Below are 17,328 nucleotides of genomic sequence, written 5' to 3' on the forward strand. Positions count from 1 at the left end.
GGGCTGTCGTTTCCTGACAGGAGTTATCTATGTTCGACCACCTGAAAAGCCTTCCTGCCGACCCGATCCTCGGCTTGCTCGCGACTTACCGCGCCGATGAAAACCCTAAAAAGATCGACCTGGGTGTGGGAGTCTATAAAGACGAAGCCGGGCATACGCCGGTATTGCAAGCGGTAAAAGAAGCGGAAACACGTCTTTTGCAAAGTGAGGAGACTAAGGCTTACGTTGGCCCCGCTGGCACTCCTGGTTTTAACAGTGCCATGCAAGAGCTGGTTCTGGGCGCCGGGCACCCCGCGCTGATTGCCAACCGCGTACGCTCTGCCCAGACTCCGGGCGGCTGCGGTGCATTGCGTGTACTGGCTGAGTTTGCGAATCGCGCCAAAGCTGGCGCGACTATTTGGGTGAGCGACCCGACATGGGCGAACCACGTCCCGCTGCTGGGTAACGCCGGTCTGCAGATCAAGAGTTACCCTTACTATGATCGCGAAACGAGCAGCCTGAATTTCGACGCCATGGTGGAAACCCTGAAAAATGTTGGCGAGGGTGATCTGGTATTGCTGCACGCGTGCTGCCACAACCCCTGCGGTGCAGACCTGACGCGCGAGCAATGGCAAGTACTGGCAGAAATGGCGCAAAAGCAGGGCTTCACGCCATTTATCGATATGGCGTATCAGGGTTTTGGTGAAAGCCTGGATGACGACGCCTACGGCTTGCGCCTGATGGCACAGTCTGTGCCAGAGATGTTGGTAGCGGCATCCTGCTCCAAGAATTTTGGTCTCTACCGTGAGCGCGTTGGCCTGGCGATGGCTATATACAGCGATGCGGCTGCGGCTGATCGTGGCCAGAGCCAGCTGCTGAATGTGGTACGCGGCAATTATTCCATGCCGCCCAATCACGGTGGCGCCATTGTCGAGGCGATCCTGACTGATGCAGGCCTGCGCGCGAACTGGGAAGCCGAGTTGACCGAAATGCGCGAGCGTATAAACAGTTTGCGCAGTGGGGTAGTAGAAAGCCTGGACGCGGCAGGTGCCGCGGGTGACTTCAGCTTTATCCAGCGTCAGAAAGGCATGTTCTCATTCTTGGGGATTACGCCCGAGCAGGTGCACAAATTGCAGCAGGAATATTCCATTTATATGGTAGATTCCAGCCGTATTAGCATCGCGGGACTCAGCCAGAGTAATATGGGTTACTTCTGCGAGTCTGTGGCAAAAGTCCTGGCGTAATGCCTTAGCCTGTTGATGGTGCAGAAGGACCATCAAATTCTCGCGATGGGGCAGGCACGCCGGTAAAGCGTGTCTGCCCGTTGTTTTTTCGGCCAGCGCCGAGTTAATGCGATTGCGTTCCCGCTTGCGCAATCTGATGTTCGAATTAAAAGCAGGACCTAAAATGGAAGTTGAGGTAGTCGATACCGTGTCTGTACCCCCCGAGCCTGAATCTGTCGTAAAACCCTGGGATCCCGCCAGCTGGCGTAAACTGACCGCCCACCAGCAACCCAAGTACCAGTCTGCCGAAGCCGTCGCCGATGTTGAGAGCCAGCTTTCCGGTTTTCCACCGCTGGTATTTGCCGAAGAAGCCCGCGAACTGCGTCGACAGTTGGCGCAGGTGGCTGAGGGCAAGGCATTTCTGTTGCAGGGCGGTGATTGCGCGGAGTCGTTTGCGGATTTTAACGCAAACCGGATTCGCGACACCTTCAAGGTCCTGCTGCAGATGGCGGTGGTGTTGACCTTCGCCGGCAATCTGCCGGTGGTAAAAGTGGCACGCATGGCCGGGCAGTACGCGAAACCGCGCTCCGCGGATATGGAAAGCATCGGCGGTGTTGAGTTACCCAGTTACCGGGGCGACATCATTAACGGCATCGACTTTACCGCCGAGGCGCGCATCCCGGATCCCCAGCGCATGCTGACCGCTTACAATCAGTCTGCGGCCACACTCAACCTTTTGCGCGCCTTTGCTCAGGGCGGGCTTGCGGATCTGCATCAGGTTCACGCCTGGAACCTGAGTTTCCTGGAAAATAACCCCCAGCGGGATCGCTATTCGCAACTGGCAGAACGGCTTCAGGATGCGTTGGAGTTTATGGCGGTTTGCGGGGTGAACTCAGCGAATACGCCGGCGATCCGTGAAACAACACTTTACACCTCTCACGAGGCGTTATTACTCAATTACGAGCAGGCGTTGACTCGCACCGATAGCCTCACCGGCAAATGGTATGACTGCTCCGCACACATGCTCTGGATTGGCGAGCGTACCCGCCAGCTGGATGCTGCGCATGTCGAATTCCTGGCTGGTGTGTGGAATCCGATTGGGGTGAAAGTCGGGCCGGGGATGGCTACGGATGAATTGATTCGCCTGATCGATCGTTTGAACCCGAATAACGAGCCGGGGCGCCTGACGCTGATTACCCGCATGGGCGCCGATACCCTGGGTGAAAAGCTGCCGAACCTGGTGCGGGCAGTGCAAAAAGAGGGGCGTTCGGTTGTCTGGAGTACCGACCCGATGCATGGCAACACCGAAAAGGCCAGCAGCGGTTTCAAAACGCGGAATTTCGACAATATCCTGCGCGAAATCCGGGATTTCTTTGCTGTGCATCGCGCCGAGGGCAGTCACCCGGGTGGTATCCATCTGGAAATGACCGGGCAGCATGTGACCGAGTGCACAGGTGGTGCCTGGAAGATTTCCGATGCGGATCTCGCCAGTTGCTACCGAACCCAGTGTGACCCCCGATTGAATGCGGACCAGGTTCTGGAGTTGGCATTCTGTATTTCCGAATTACTGCGGGAAGGTCGCAACTGAGAAACGGCGTGAAGGGCAGAGGCACTCAGCTGCTGCCCTGTGGGTTCTATGGGTTCTATGGGTTCCGGGCGGTTAGGGTGTGCAGCGCATCTTCTACCTGCTCGATGCTTTCTTTGGCCGTTTCTCGTCGATTGTTTTCTTTTCGCTAGTCATTGGTTTTCCATTAGGGGGATATTGGGTGTATCAGCTTTATATCGGTAATAAAAATTACTCGTCGTGGTCATTGCGTCCGTGGTTGTTGATGACGGAGCTGGGTATTGCCTTCGAAGAGGTGTTGGTACCTTTCGATGAGGGTGGTAGCTGGTCGAAGTTTCGTCGCTTTTCGCCCACCGGCTTGGTTCCCTGTTTGGTTGATGGTGATATTACCGTCTGGGACTCCCTCGCCATCACTGAATACTTGTACGAGTCGCACCGCAGCGTTTGGCCGGAGCAGGGGGCTGCGCGCGCATGGGCTCGCTGTGCAGCGGCTGAAATGCATTCGGGATTCGGGGCGTTGCGCAATCAGTGCAGTATGAACTGCGGTGTGACGGTGAAATTGGGCCAGGTAGATGATGCCTTGCAAAAAGACCTGAACCGGATTGATGAGCTTTGGCTGCAGGGTTTGACTCAATTCGGTGGGCCTTTTCTTGCCGGTGAGCAGTTTACCGCTGTCGATGCTTTTTATGCCCCTGTGGCATTGAGGTTGATGGGTTATGGCTTGGCGCTGAGTAAAGCCAGTATGGATTACTGCGCGCGCCTTCTCGCGCTTCCGGGAATGCAGGGGTGGGTAGAAGCTGCATTAAGCGAACCCTGGCGCGAAGAAGGTCACGAAGAGGATCTCGTGCGGATAGGTACAATCACTGAAGATCGTCGTCTTCCAGGCTAAAAATCCCCCGAGACTAGTTACGTTTTCTGCACACAATGTGTCTCCGGGGCCGCGGGGGCACATATTCCACAATTTCATTCCTGACGATTCGATGACGCACGTTCGCGCAGCATAAATTGTGAACGTAACTGCTATAAACAATCCACTTAATAAGCCGTTATCAAATAAAGTAACAGCTTCTCCACGTATAACCCCCTGTTTTGTTGATCAGCGGCAGGGGGCTGCAGCGCCAGTACGTCGGCGGCACTCCTGCGCGACTCATGTGCAGGAGTCGCGCAGGTCACGGCGTGGCGGTACGATGCGTAGCGGGGTACACTCGGCCGGCAATTTAGTAACACGCGATACTAATGGCGCAGGATAAGTGCCCGAGTAGCGTATAGAAATAGACCAATAAGAGGACCAAGTCGATGCGTCAAACCCTGATCGCAATGTCCGTTGCCGCCGCTCTGGCGGCGATGGCGGGTTGCAGCAAAGAATCTCAAAGCCCGGAAGCCGCGCTCACAGCAGAATCTGCAACAGCGGTGAGTGCCGTATCCGAAACCGCAAAGCCGGGCGCGGTGTCGAGCAACCCGCTGTTGGCCGAGTGGACTGGTCCTTTTGGCGGTGTTCCGGCTTTCGACAAAATGAAGGTTTCCGACCTTAAGCCGGCCCTCGAACACGGTATGGCGCAGGAGCTGGCCGAGGTGGATGCTATTGCCAACAACCCGGAGCCGCCAACATTTGCGAATACCGTTGAGGCAATGGAGCGCAGTGGCCAGGCACTTAGCCGCGTGTTCACGTATTGGGGTATCTGGAGCGGCAATATGTCCACTCCGGAATTTCGCGCAGTTCAGTCGGAAATGGCGCCTAAGCTGGCGGCGTTCAATAGCAAGATTGTTCAAAACGACAAACTGTTCCAGCGAGTAAAGGCTGTTTATGAGAGCCGTGGAAATGCGGACCTGAATGCTGAACAGATGCGTGTAGTCGAGCTGGTCTATGATCAGTTTGCGACCAATGGCGCGACCCTGGGTGGCGAAGCGAAAGCGCGCTACGCGGAAATCAATAACCGGCTCGCGCAGTTGCACACCCAGTTCGCGAACAATGTACTGGCGGACGAAGAGGGATATGACCTCTTCCTGACCAGTGAGCAGCTCGCGGGCCTGCCAGAGTCTTTCGTTGCGGCAGCAGCTGCTCTCGCAGAAGAGAAGGGGCAGAAGGGTAAGTACGCTATCACCAATACCCGTTCGTCCATGGACCCGTTCCTGACCTATTCGGATAACCGTGAGCTGCGCGAGCAGGTGTGGAGTAACTACTACAGCCGCGGCGACAACGGTGGTGAGCACGACAATAATGCCATCATCGCCGAGATCCTCACACTGCGTGATGAGCGTGTCGGCCTGCTCGGATTTGATAATTACGCAGAGTGGCGCCTGCAAAACCGCATGGCGAAAAATCCCGCAAATGCGATTGAGCTGATGGAAGCAGTATGGCCGGCAGCGGTTGCACGTGTGCATGAAGAAGTGGCTGATATGCAGGCTGTTGCCGATGCTGAAAAGGCTGGCATCAAGATTGAGCCCTGGGATTATCGTTACTATGCGGAAAAAGTACGTAAAGCCAAATATGACTTGAACTCCGACGAAGTGAAGCAGTATCTGCAGTTGGACAAACTGCGTGAAGGTATGTTCTACGTTGCCGGAGAACTGTTCAATTTCAGTTTTACCCCGGTCAAAGAAGGGAGCGTGCCGACTTTCCATGAGGATGTGAAAGTCTGGGAAGTAAAAGACAAGACCAGTGGCGAGCACATAGGCTTGTGGTACCTGGATCCGTTTGCTCGAGCAGGCAAGCGTTCAGGTGCGTGGGCGAGCATGTACCGTGATCACACCACCTTTGACGGCAAGGAGACTGTTCTGGCCTCCAACAACTCCAACTTTATCAAGGGTGCGCCGGGCGAGCCGGTTCTGGTGAGCTGGGACGATGCAGAAACCTTCTTCCATGAGTTTGGTCATGCATTGCACTTCCTTGCGTCGAAGGTGGCTTACCCGACACTGAACAGTGGTGTGCGCGACTACACGGAATTCCAGTCCCAGCTGCTGGAGCGTTGGTTGAGTACTGACCCGATTATCGATAACTACCTGGTGCACTACAAAACCGGTGAGCCGATTCCCGCGGAGCTGGTAGCCAAAATCAAGAAAGCGGCCAACTTCAATCAGGGATTCGCAACAACCGAATACCTGGCTTCCGCACTGGTGGATATGAAGCTGCATACTTCAGATCCGGAAGGTATCGATCCCGACAAATTCGAGCGTGAAACCCTGGAAGCACTGGGTATGCCTTCGGAGCTGGTGATGCGTCACCGCACGCCGCATTTCGGGCATATTTTCTCAGGCGAGGGGTATTCTGCCGGCTACTATGGCTATATGTGGGCTGATGTATTGACGTCTGACGCCTCTGAAGCATTCGCCGAGGCCGAAGGTGGCTTCTACGACAAGGAAGTGGCCGGCAAGCTGGTGAAATACCTGTTTGCCCCGCGCAATGCGATTGATCCCGCAGAAGCCTATCGATTGTTCCGTGGCCGTGACGCGGGTATCGAGCCGCTGATGCGTGATCGTGGCTTCCCGGTTCCGGGTGAAGGCGACAAGACCACGGTAGCGATCGAGAACTGATAGCTGCAGGTTTTGGTCAACAATAAACCGCGGTGCGATGGCACCGCGGTTTTTTTATGCCCGACACTTCTGTGGCAGCGCTAGGCCTGGGCAATATTGCAGCTAAACTGAAAGTAATGGCGGGAGTAGGGAGGTTTGCGCTATGCCTAAGTGGCTGATAGTCGTTGGTTGTCTGCTGGTGGTAGTAGGTGTACTGCTGCACTTTTTTCCGAACCTGTTCAGCTGGTTCGGACGCTTGCCCGGTGACATCCGTATCGAGTCCGAGCGTAGTCGAGTTTATTTTCCGATTACTACCATGATCGTCATCAGCGTATTGCTGAGCCTTATCCTGAGCTTTTTTCGCCGCTGAGTTAATTTTCCAGCAGTTGGTCCAGCGGCAGTTCCGTGCGGTAGCGAACCTGTTTGAGTGAAAAGCTGCTCTTGATATGGTCAATGCCGGGAAGTTCGGTCAGCTTCTTGTCGAGAAATTCCTGGTACGCGTGCAGGTTTGGCACGACAACCCTCAGCAGGTAGTCAAAGTCACCAGTCATCAAATAGCACTCCATGACTTCTGGCCACTGGCCGATGGTGGACTCGAAGTGCTGCAACTCCTTTTTCACCTGATGGTTCAGGGTGACCTGGATAAAGACGCTGACGGGCAAACCGACTTTGTCTGGTTCGAGTAGTGTAACCGCGCGCTTGATGAAGCCCTGCTCATGCAGATTCTTCACTCGTCGCGAGCAGGGTGAGGGCGAGAGGCAGACCTTTTCCGCCAGTTCGATATTGGGAATGGTTGCGTCTTCCTGGAGGATTTCCAGAATGTGTTTGTCGATGGCATCAAGTACGTAGGCCATAAATTAACCAGCTCTCTACGAATCGCTCATTTTAATCTTTTGGTTTCCGCAAACTGGGTATGTGGGGGAATGACCCGGACCAGTTTTGTGACCAAAAATGTTTATTGGTTCGGCGGAAGAGTATACCTGTGAACCAGGCAGCCGGAAAAAACCGGCCGCAGGGGGGCACTCGTCAGATGTCACAGGGCCAGCAACTTTGGGCTTGCTGGAAATGACAGTATTTCTCATCTTCACACCGTATCTTTCCAATTATTGCAGAAAAACCTCAAAATGTGGCGATTATTGTTCGTCATCAAGGCCGGCCTTGATCATTTTGGTATGACCTGCTCGTCCCGCCAGTGATAATTTACTGCAAAACAGAATAATCATGGCGCAATTCTGCGTTGGCGCTCTGTATACCGGTAGCCAAAGGCACCGGCAGGCCCCTGCGGAATTGCGCCGCCAATAGATGTAGGTACCTGCGATGGCGATGGTCGAAAGCGATCAGGAATTCGGATTCGATGGCGAATACTCCCTGAAGACAGCCTTTACCCGTGAAAATGGCCGCGTTTTCCTTACTGGAATCGATGCCCTGGTGCGCTTGCCGCTGATGCAAAAGCAGCTGGATGAGCGGGCAGGCCTGAATACGGCCGGTTTTATCTCCGGGTATCGAGGTTCTCCCCTCGGGGGCTTCGACCAGACCCTCTGGCGACACAAGAAGCTGCTTGCCGAGCGGGATATCTACTTCGAGCCCGGAATTAACGAAGACCTGGGTGCAACTAATATCTGGGGAACGCAGCTACTCGACCACTATCGCAAGCAGGCGACACGGGACGGGGTGTTTTCCATCTGGTACGGCAAAGGGCACGGCGTCGACCGCAGTGCCGATGTTTTTCGCCAGGCCAATATCCAGGGGACCTCGAAACTTGGCGGGGTTCTGGCGCTGTGTGGAGACGACCACACCGCGGAATCATCCATGTTTTCCCACAATACCGACCAGATTTTCGAGTCGGTCATGATGCCGCTTTTGTTCCCTGCAGACATCGACGAATATCTGACTCTTGGATTGGCCGGGATCGCACTGTCCAGATTCTCCGGCCTGTGGGTGGGCTTCAAGACCATTACCGAAACCGTAGAATCCGGCTCCTCGATCGTGGTGCCGCCACTGCCCGAATTTGTCCTGCCAGAGAGTTTCCCGATCCCGCCGCACGGACTCAATTACGATCCGAACCTCAATTGGCCCGCGGAGCGTATGGAGTACGAGCGACGCATGCTCGAGGAGAGGCTGCCGGCAGCCCAGGCCTTCGCCTATGCCAACGGCCTGGATAGAACAGTGGTTGCTTCACCGGTTAAACGCTTTGGTATCGTCACGGTGGGCAAGGCCCACGGCGACCTGATGGAAGCACTGAAACTGCTGGGCTTGAGTGAGTCCGACCTTCATAAAGCCGGGATCTCCATTCACAAGGTTGCCATGACCTGGCCGCTTGAGCCTCGCGGCATGAGCGAATTTGCCCGTGGCATGGAACGGATTCTTGTCGTCGAAGAGAAGCGTCCACTGGTAGAAGATCAGATAAAAAACCTGTTCTACGGTTGGAGTGACGCTGATCGACCGAAAGTAATCGGCAAGAAAGATCTTGATGGCCGTGACCTGTTGCCCGCTATCTGGGGATTTGGGCCGGATCATGTCGCTCGCGCAGTTGCGCGCTGGTTGGGAGATACCGAGTTGGCTGAGCAGCTGGTATCGCGTGCGGAAACGCTCGGTGGCAATGTGGTGCCAAAAGCCGAAGGTCTGCTGGCTCGTGAGCCGATTTTCTGTGCTGGCTGTCCGCACAACTCCTCCACCAAACTGCCCGAAGGCAGTACCGGTAGTGCCGGGATCGGCTGTCATATCATGGCGCTGGGCAAGGGACTTCGCACTGACACTTATTCCCATATGGGGGGCGAGGGCGCCCACTGGGTGGGTTTGCATCGCTTCTCCAGTGATAAACACATCTTCCAGAATATGGGGGATGGAACCTACAACCATTCCGGCTTGCTGGCGATCCGCCAGGCCGTAGCCAGTAAGGTGAATATCACCTACAAGATCCTGCTGAACGATGCAGTCGCGATGACGGGCGGCCAGCCAGCGGACGGGGAGGTAACGGTGCCCACACTTTCCCGGCAACTGTTGGCGGAGGGTGTCGGCCGTGTTTGCCTGGTGAGCGAAAACCCCGAGTTCTGGCGCAATCGTCGGGACGAGCTGCCCAAGGCTTTACAGATCTATGATCGTAGTGAGCTCGACGCGGTGCAGCGCGAGCTGCGCGACACTTCAGGAGTCACTGCGATTATTTACGAGCAGGTGTGCGCGGCGGAAAAGCGTCGCCGGCGCAAGAAGGGCCTGATGCAGGATCCGGCCAAGCGCTTGCTGATCAACCATCGGGTCTGTGAGGGTTGCGGAGATTGCAGTGTGCAATCCAGTTGCATAGCCGTGGAGCCGCTGGAAACCGAATATGGCCGCAAACGCCAGGTGAACCAGTCGAGCTGCAATAAAGATATGCGCTGTGCCGAAGGGTTCTGCCCGAGCTTTGTGTCTGTTGAGGGGGGGGTGCTGAAAAAGCCGGAAGTTGATGTGCTGGCCAAGGCCATCGATAGCGCTTGTGCTGCGCTGCCTGCTGCGCCGCAGCCCCAGCTTGCGCAGCCGTTAAATATCCTGGTAGCTGGTATCGGTGGCAGTGGCGTACTGACCGTGGCGGCGCTATTGGGGATGGCAGCACACTTGGAAGAAAAGGGGAGTACCACGCTCTACTTTACCGGCCTGTCGCAAAAAAATGGTGCAGTGGTGGCCCATGTGAAAGTGGCAGGGCGCCCTGAAGACATTACCACTGCGCGAATTCGTGACGGTGCTGCGAACCTCCTTCTCGGCTGTGACATGGTGACTGCGGCATCCCAGCGGAGCAAGTTTGCTGCGGGACAAATTCGCGCCCTTGTGAATACGGCGGAGGTTCCGGTAGCGGCTTTTGTACGTAATAACGATATCGCTTTCCCGGCAGACGCAACCGCTGGCAGTATCGAGGCTGTTGCGGGTGAATATTTTGCTTTCGATGCCAACCGCTATGCCGAAGCCCTGTTTGGGGATTCGGTAGCCGCAAACCTGATGATGTTGGGCTTTGCCTGCCAGCGCGGGTTGCTGCCGGTAACCCAAAAGGCGTTGGAGCGGGCGGTTGAGCTAAATGGCGTGGCCGTTGAAAGCAACCTTCGCGCATTCCGCGCGGGCAGGCTGCTGGCGGAAAACCCTCAGGCGGTCAATCAGCTGCTAGCGCCTGAAGAGTCAGTAAAAATCGTCGACCAGATGGAAAGTGTGGATGCTTTGCTTGAGCGTTTGGCTTCAGAACTCAAAGCTTACCAGAGCAGTGCCTACGCAAAGGTATTCACGCGTACCGTGGATACTTTGTCCGCGGCGGAAAAGCGTGCTGGAGGTGATGGAAATCTCACGCAGGCAGCGGCAGCCAGCCTCTTTAAAGCCATGGCCTACAAAGACGAGTACGAAGTGGCGCGTCTGTATAGTGGCGAATCTTTCCAGCGGCAGCTGCGAGATACGTTCAGTGGCGATTACCGGGTGAACTTCCTCATGGCACCACCGCTTTTGGCTGGGCCCGATGCCACTGGCAAGGTGCGGAAAATTACACTTGGTCCCTGGTTGGCCAAATGTCTGCCGGTGCTGGCAAAAGGAAAGGTGCTTCGCGGTACTTTGTTCGATATTTTCGGTTACACCGCTGAGCGCAGGGAAGAGCGCCGTTGGGCGCGCGAAGTGCGCAATGCCGTACTTGTGGTAGCTGGATGCCTGAATGCCGGAAATCGCGAGCAGGCGCTGGAGCTACTGTCTTTACCCCAGCAAGTTCGTGGCTATGGACATGTGCGGGCGGAAAATTACGCAAAGGTGCGTGAGGATTGGCAGCGCCTGCTGGCAGTTTTTCAAAATGGAAACCCGCTTCCCAGCGTGGCAGCCGCCTAAACGGTTTCTTGGTATGTCGCGGCCGGTTGCCACACGGGTGGCAGCCGGCCGTCGTCGTTTCGGCAAAGCGGATCAGGTCTGAAAGCTAGCCGGGTCTGAAAGAGAGAAACGGGTTGACCAGCCAACCCAGCATGCCGGTCACATTGACCGGTGCCTCGACTACCGACAGGCACAGACATTCCTGGTCTTCCGTGGCGATTGGTCGGTGTACTTCACCCGGACGGCGAACCAGGAAATCACCCTGTTTATACACTCCGTCGGCGTCCGAAAAGCTGCCGTGCAGCACAACGATAATCTCTTCACCCCGATGGTCGTGCTCCGCCGTACGGCCACCGCGGCAAATACGGTGAAAAGCGACCTCGTATTTATCCTGACCGGTTTTGAGGCGTGTTGCCTTAAGCGCGGGCGAAATACGTCGCCACTTCAGCGGCAGATTACGTTTGACGATCTTGTGGATGACCTGTGGCAGCTCAGCGAGGGCAGGATCATTACCAATGCGGCGCTCCGGGGCCGTTGAAGCCGTCTTTTGCTCTGGCGCTTCCGCGTTGATGTCCGGCTCTTCACTTGAGTCGATACGCCCCATCAAACGTTGCAGGACGGAACTGTCTACGGACTGCGGGGTGCACTGCTCAAGCAGGCTGCCGCCCACTCGGTTGAGCTGCTGATGCTGTTGTCTGCAGTGGGGGCACAGTTGCAAGTGTGCAGACACCGCCAGACTCTGCGCCCAGGGAAGGTTCCCGGCACTGTACTCCAGCAGCATATCGGATTCCGGGTGGTATTCAGGATAGTGGCGACTCATACAGACCTCGTTCACTCAGCACGCTTAATTACGCTGTGCAATTTTTTCAGCGCCAACCGAACCCGGGACTTCACCGTGCCCAGCGGCAGGCCGAGTTCCTCTGCAATTTCACTGTGTGACTTGCCTTCGATATAGGCCTTCTCAATCACATGACCTTGTTCTGCGGGCAAGCTTCGGAGCCCCATGGCAACGTCCCGTTCATTGCGTGATTTTTGCAGTACCGCAAAGGGTTGGCTCTCTGGGGATTCGTCCCAGATATCGTCGACCTCGACCTCACCATCGACCACATGACGGCTGTTGCGGCGGATAAAGTCGATCCGGCAATTGCGCATGATGGTGTATACCCAGGTGTTTGCTGACGCCTTGCGCGGGTCAAAGCTGGGCGCTTTGCGCCATACCCTGAACATCACCTCCTGCACGAGCTCGTCGGCGGCCTCCGGACTCAGTACCTGACTGCTGCGGCTGTGATGAAAGCCTTTGATCAGCGGCGCAAAGTGCTGGAACAGGCGTTCGAAAGCCTGACGATCCTGACTGCTGCCAACCTGCACCAGGAGCTTGCTCCAGTCATCGTCGCGAGATTGTTCTGTCTTCACCTGATATCCGTGGATTGGTTGCACCTGGATCATCTTAGCGGTCTGTCCTTGTTTGTCGACGATTTTTACGCTCGCAATGAGGACATGGATCACTCCGTCTGCCAAATTTCGATATAAACAGCGAATTTTCATACCGGTCAGTCACCGCGAGGCAAATTCGCAACGCGCACTGATCCAATCGCAATATGGCGGCGTAACTATCGATATTCAAACAACAATGTGCTTAAAACCACCATGGAAACAGCAACGCCTGACCTGTTGGCCGAGCTCCAGGCCTACTATCGCAACTTTCTAACTGCCGATCCTGAACAGCTTGCACGGTTTTATCGGCCGGATGTCGTGTTTCGGGACCCTGTGCATGAAGTTACGGGATTGCTCGCGGTGCGGCGCTACTTCGAGGGCATGCGTGACGGCCTTGAAGATTGCCGGTTTGAGTTTGACAAGGGAGTGGTTTCTGCAAACAGCGCCTGTCTGCCCTGGCAGATGCATTTTGCGCACCGGGCGCTTAAGGGCGGCAAGCCGCTCTCTTTGCGTGGTTGCAGTCTGCTCCGTTTTGAGCAGCACATTTACTTCCATGAAGACTTCTATGATATGGGCGCGATGGTATATGAACGGGTACCACTTGTGGGAAGTCTGGTGCGCGCAATCAAGTCGCGCATTGCCCGTGCAGGGGAGCGGTGATACGCATGAAAGAAATCCGCGACAAGAACATCTGGATCACTGGCGCCAGCTCGGGGGTAGGGCGCGCACTGGTCGAACTGTTGGTGAGCCGCAATAATTTCGTCATTGTAAGCAGTCGCGCTCGCGACAAGCTGCTGGAGTTGCAGAAAACTTCGCCGTCACGTATCCGCGTACTGGATTGCGATGTGGGCAATGATGAGGATATGGCACGCGCGAAAATTGCACTGGCGGAACTCACCGATCAGCTGGATTTTGTGATTGCCTGTGCCGGCACCTGTGAGTATGACGATGATTTACGCCTTGATAGTGCGAGTTATCGCCGGGTGTTCGATGCGAACTTCTTTGGTGTCGTCAATACATTACGTTTGGCGCTGCCGCATTTGATGCGGGCTGCGTCACCGGCGCAGCGGCCAGTGTTTGCCGCGGTGGGCAGCCTCTCTTCGCTGGTAGGCTTTCCCCGTGCTGAAGCTTACGGTGCTTCCAAAGCCGCACTGGGGTATTTCCTTGATTCGGTCAGGGCTGATACCACTCGCGTTCCGCTGCGTATAGTGCATATCCGGCCGGGATTCGTAGATACACCATTGACCAGCAGCAACGATTTTTCGATGCCGCTTCTGATGTCGCCCGAGCGCGCGGCGGAGCGCATATTGGCCGGGCTTGAAGCCGGCCATTCACAGATTGACTTCCCCCGTCGCCTGAGCTGGCCGTTGAGGTTTCTCGGATGTTTCCGCGGCCTTTGGTTCCGATTTTTTGCTCCCAAAATAACCCGAATTTATAAACTGAGGTTCCACTGATGCGTATTGCCATCATCGGTAGCGGCATTTCCGGGCTTACCGCTGCTTATTTGTTAAACCGTAAGCACGACATCACTTTGTTTGAGGCAGATGGTCGCCTGGGCGGCCATACCGCAACGGTAGACGTTGATGAGAATGGCCGCAAACTGGCTGTGGATACCGGCTTTATCGTTTACAACGATTGGACCTATCCCAATTTCATCCGCCTGCTCAAGCAATTGGGCGTGGAATCGCAGCCGACGGAAATGGGCTTCAGTGTGTGTGATCCTGCGGCCAACTTCGAGTACGCTGGCAACAGTCTAAACAGTATTTTTGCCAGGCGTAGTAGTCTGTTCAGTGTTGGGCACTGGCGCATGCTGAAAGATATTCTCCGCTTCAACCGCGAGGCTGTTCGCGATTGGAAGCGGGGAGTTTTGAACGATACAACGACTCTCGGCGAATATCTCATCGAGAATCGTTATTCTTCCGAGTTTTCCGAACGATACCTGGTGCCGATGGGTTCGGCGATCTGGTCTGCCAGTCTGGCGCAAATGCGCGAATTTTCCGTGAGCTTTTTCATCCGCTTCTTTATCAATCACGGTCTGCTCAATATCTTCAATCGCCCGCAGTGGCGGGTGATCCGGGGTGGGTCGCGCAGTTATATCGAACCGATGACCAAATCGTTTGCACATCGTATTCGCCTGAACACACCGGTGGCCCGCGTCATTCGCACAGAAGGTGGGGTCGAAGTGGTCACCTCTCACGGGCAGACCGAGGTCTTCGATGAAGTGGTTTTTGCCTGTCACTCAGATCAGGCTCTCGCCTGTCTCGGGGATGCAAGTGAGGATGAGCGCAATATCCTCGGGGCAATACCGTATGCACGGAATTCCGTTGTGTTGCATACCGATACAGGGTTGTTGCCAAGCCGGCGACGCAGCTGGGCCAGTTGGAATTACCGTTTGCAGGCGGGTGAGGATCGACTGCCGGTATTAACCTACAACATGAATATTCTTCAGCAACTGAATACTGACAAAACCTATTGCGTTACGTTGAATGCGGAAGAGGCCATAGACCCCAATCAGGTAGTCGGGCGGTTCGAGTATGCCCACCCGCAGTTCTCCGTGGATGGAATGCGGGCCCAGCGGCAGTGGCAGAAAATCAATGGCGTGAACCAAACCTGGTATTGCGGTGCGTACTGGGCGAACGGCTTTCACGAAGATGGTGTCAGCAGTGCGCTCCGTGTGGCGTGCGCACTGGGCGTAACCCTGGATGATATGGAGTCTGCAGTAGCAGAGAGTTCCCTGGCAGGCTTGCATGGAGATCCCAATGGATATCCCCTTGCGTAGCGCAATTTACAGCGGCTGGGTACAGCACCGCCGATTTGTTCCACGGAGGAACAGCTTTCGATACCGGGTATTTATGCTGTATCTCGATCTGGCCGAGCTGGATCGGGTATTGGCGCTATCACCACTTTGGGGTGATAGCCGGGGTGTTCCTGCGCGTTTCTGTCGTGCAGATTTTTTTGGCGATCCCGCAATGGATCTCGATCAGGCTGTGCGGCAGCGTATCGAGGTAGAGTTCGGTGAGCGGCCTGTTGGGCCCATTTGCATGCTTGCCAACTGGCGCTATTTCGGGATCAACATGAATCCGATATCCGTCTATTACTGCTTTGATGCGACGGGTGAGCAGGTACAGTGGATTTTGCTTGATGTACACAATACTCCGTGGAACGAGCGCCATGGGTATGTATTGGACTGTCGGCAAGGCGGTAATGTGCAAAAGGCATCGTTTGCCAAAGAGATGCATGTGTCTCCCTTTATGCCCATGGACCAGCAATACCAGTGGCGCAGTAGTACGCCGGGAGAGCACCTCTCTGTATACCTCCAGAACATCGAACATGAATCAAAGGTATTGGATGCGACACTGGTACTACACCGTGAAGAGCTCAATGGTAAATCCATGTCCCGTATTCTGATCCAATATCCATTTATGACCGTAAAAGTTGTAGCTGCTATTTATTGGCAGGCATTGAAGTTGTGGCTAAAGCGCGTGCCGGTATTTACTCATCCGCAGCGCGCCGCCGGGGCTGAAGCAAGAGGAAAGCGCGGATGAAAATGATCGAGCAGGCTATCTATACCGACAAAAATGCGGCACAGCGACCGTGGTTTACGGCGCTCGCCCGCCGGGTGGTACTGGAAAAATTAGGTGGCCTGGCGTCCGGTCGCCTAGTCATCGAAGAGCCTGATGGTGTACGTCATGAGTTTGGCGAACCGGAAAGCAATGGCGGTATCTGTGCCCGCATTTCGGTAATCGATGAAGCCACCTTTGTGCAGGTGTTGCTGAATGGTTCGATTGGCGCAGGTGAGGCGTATATGCAGGGCGCCTGGCGAACCCCTGATCTGGTGGCTGTTGTTAGGGTCATGGTGGCGAATATGTCTCTGCTCGACGATATGGATTCGCGCTGGACATTTCTGCATCGCGCGGGATTGAAGATATTGCATCGTCTCAATAGCAATAGCCAGAGTGGCTCCCGGCGAAATATCGCCGCCCACTATGATCTGGGAAACGATTTTTTCCGTTTGTTCCTGGATCCGACCATGCTGTATTCGGCGGCGGTATTTCCTTCCGAAACTGCGAGTCTGCATGAGGCTTCGGTCAATAAGTTGGAAAAAATCTGCAGCAGGCTGCAGCTCTCGGCAGATGATCATTTGCTGGAAATCGGTACTGGCTGGGGCGGCCTGGCAGTACACGCAGCCAAGCATTATGGTTGCCGGGTTACCACGACGACCATTTCTCGCGAACAACACGCCTACGCCAAAGCGTGGGTCGAGCGAGAGGGACTGCAGGATCGGGTAACCCTGCTGATGCAGGATTATCGGGAGCTCGAAGGGCAGTTTGACAAAATTGTCTCCATCGAAATGGTTGAAGCAGTCGGGTATCAGTATTACCGGGAGTACTTCAGTCGCTGCAGCCGGCTGTTGAAAGAGGATGGTCTGATGGTCATGCAGGCCATCACTATTCAGGATCAGCGCTTCCACAGTTATCGCAAGCAGGTGGATTTTATTCAGCGGTATATTTTCCCGGGTGGTTGTCTGCCTTCCAATCAGGTGATTGCAGATCATATCGCCCGGGATACTGATATGCAGATCGTCGCAATGGAAGATATAACCAATCACTATGCGCGAACACTGCGAGCGTGGCGTGAAGCCTTCTTTATAAATCTGGAATCCGTACGTCAACAGGGATTCGATAACACGTTTATCAATATGTGGGATTTTTATCTCTGTTACTGCGAGGGAGGGTTTCTCGAGCGGGTGATCAGCACGGCCCAGTTTGTTTTTGCGAAGCCGCGCTGTCTGAAAGCGGATTTCTGAGGGCGTTA

The 17,328-nt window shown here is 55.2% G+C and carries 14 protein-coding genes; 11 read left to right on the forward strand and 3 right to left on the reverse strand.

The genetic code is table 11. From position 1 onward, the window contains the following. Nucleotides 1–29 precede the first annotated feature (29 nt). From LC093_RS00695 to LC093_RS00715, 5 genes are all read left to right on the forward strand, one after another. Entirely contained in the window at nt 30–1,223 is a 1,194-nt protein-coding gene (locus LC093_RS00695; RefSeq protein ID WP_226660971.1) for an aromatic amino acid transaminase, read from the forward strand. Between the two features lie 163 nt (nt 1,224–1,386). Then, the gene (locus tag LC093_RS00700; RefSeq protein WP_226660974.1) at nt 1,387–2,790 is read left to right on the forward strand and encodes a class II 3-deoxy-7-phosphoheptulonate synthase; all 1,404 of its coding nucleotides are present in this window, start codon (nt 1,387–1,389) and stop codon (nt 2,788–2,790) included. Between the two features lie 79 nt (nt 2,791–2,869). Then, nucleotides 2,870–3,655: a glutathione S-transferase family protein gene (locus LC093_RS00705; RefSeq protein ID WP_226660976.1), complete on the forward strand. Its 786-nt coding sequence runs from the start codon at nt 2,870–2,872 to the stop codon at nt 3,653–3,655. 407 nt (nt 3,656–4,062) lie between these two features. Further along, entirely contained in the window at nt 4,063–6,297 is a 2,235-nt protein-coding gene (locus tag LC093_RS00710; protein WP_226660978.1) for a M3 family metallopeptidase, read from the forward strand. Between the two features lie 142 nt (nt 6,298–6,439). Next, on the forward strand, nt 6,440–6,646 hold the full coding sequence (locus LC093_RS00715) for a DUF2905 domain-containing protein (RefSeq protein WP_226660979.1): 207 nt from the start codon (nt 6,440–6,442) through the stop codon (nt 6,644–6,646). Between the two features lies 1 nt (nt 6,647). On the opposite strand, the gene LC093_RS00720 is transcribed toward LC093_RS00715, so the two are convergent. Further along, entirely contained in the window at nt 6,648–7,130 is a 483-nt protein-coding gene (locus LC093_RS00720; protein WP_226660982.1) for an Lrp/AsnC family transcriptional regulator, read from the reverse strand. A gap of 463 nt (nt 7,131–7,593) precedes the next feature. Here LC093_RS00720 and LC093_RS00725 point away from each other — a divergent pair, with 463 nt between their 5' ends. Further along, nucleotides 7,594–11,100 carry an indolepyruvate ferredoxin oxidoreductase family protein gene (locus LC093_RS00725; protein WP_226660983.1) on the forward strand — a complete coding sequence of 1,169 codons (3,507 nt, stop codon included), beginning with the start codon at nt 7,594–7,596 and terminating at the stop codon, nt 11,098–11,100. 85 nt (nt 11,101–11,185) lie between these two features. Here the strand turns inward: LC093_RS00725 and LC093_RS00730 are convergent, their stop codons facing one another. Next, a complete protein-coding gene (locus LC093_RS00730; protein WP_226660985.1) occupies nt 11,186–11,899 on the reverse strand; it encodes a ChrR family anti-sigma-E factor in 714 nt (237 codons plus the stop codon). Nucleotides 11,900–11,910: 11 nt separating this feature from the next. Then, nucleotides 11,911–12,492, reverse strand: a complete 582-nt coding sequence (locus LC093_RS00735) for a sigma-70 family RNA polymerase sigma factor (RefSeq protein WP_226660987.1) — start codon at nt 12,490–12,492, stop codon at nt 11,911–11,913. 234 nt (nt 12,493–12,726) lie between these two features. On the opposite strand from LC093_RS00735, the gene LC093_RS00740 reads away from it, so the two are divergent. From LC093_RS00740 to LC093_RS00760, 5 genes are read left to right on the forward strand one after another with little or no spacing between them, the layout of a single operon-like run. Further along, complete coding sequence (locus LC093_RS00740) at nt 12,727–13,173, forward strand: nuclear transport factor 2 family protein (protein ID WP_226660988.1); 447 nt, start codon at nt 12,727–12,729, stop codon at nt 13,171–13,173. A gap of 5 nt (nt 13,174–13,178) precedes the next feature. After that, nucleotides 13,179–13,967, forward strand: coding sequence for an SDR family NAD(P)-dependent oxidoreductase (locus LC093_RS00745; RefSeq protein ID WP_226660990.1), 789 nt, complete (start codon nt 13,179–13,181; stop codon nt 13,965–13,967). Next, entirely contained in the window at nt 13,967–15,292 is a 1,326-nt protein-coding gene (locus tag LC093_RS00750; protein ID WP_226660991.1) for an NAD(P)/FAD-dependent oxidoreductase, read from the forward strand. The genes LC093_RS00745 and LC093_RS00750 overlap by 1 nt, the downstream gene beginning before the upstream one ends. Then, nucleotides 15,273–16,058 carry a DUF1365 domain-containing protein gene (locus tag LC093_RS00755; RefSeq protein ID WP_226660994.1) on the forward strand — a complete coding sequence of 262 codons (786 nt, stop codon included), beginning with the start codon at nt 15,273–15,275 and terminating at the stop codon, nt 16,056–16,058. The genes LC093_RS00750 and LC093_RS00755 overlap by 20 nt, the downstream gene beginning before the upstream one ends. Continuing rightward, a complete protein-coding gene (locus LC093_RS00760; protein WP_226660998.1) occupies nt 16,055–17,320 on the forward strand; it encodes an SAM-dependent methyltransferase in 1,266 nt (421 codons plus the stop codon). Before LC093_RS00755 ends, LC093_RS00760 begins: the two co-directional genes overlap by 4 nt. Nucleotides 17,321–17,328: the final 8 nt, after the last annotated feature.

The sequence above is a fragment of the Microbulbifer aggregans genome (assembly GCF_020524005.1).
GTDB lineage: Bacteria > Pseudomonadota > Gammaproteobacteria > Pseudomonadales > Cellvibrionaceae > Microbulbifer > Microbulbifer aggregans_A.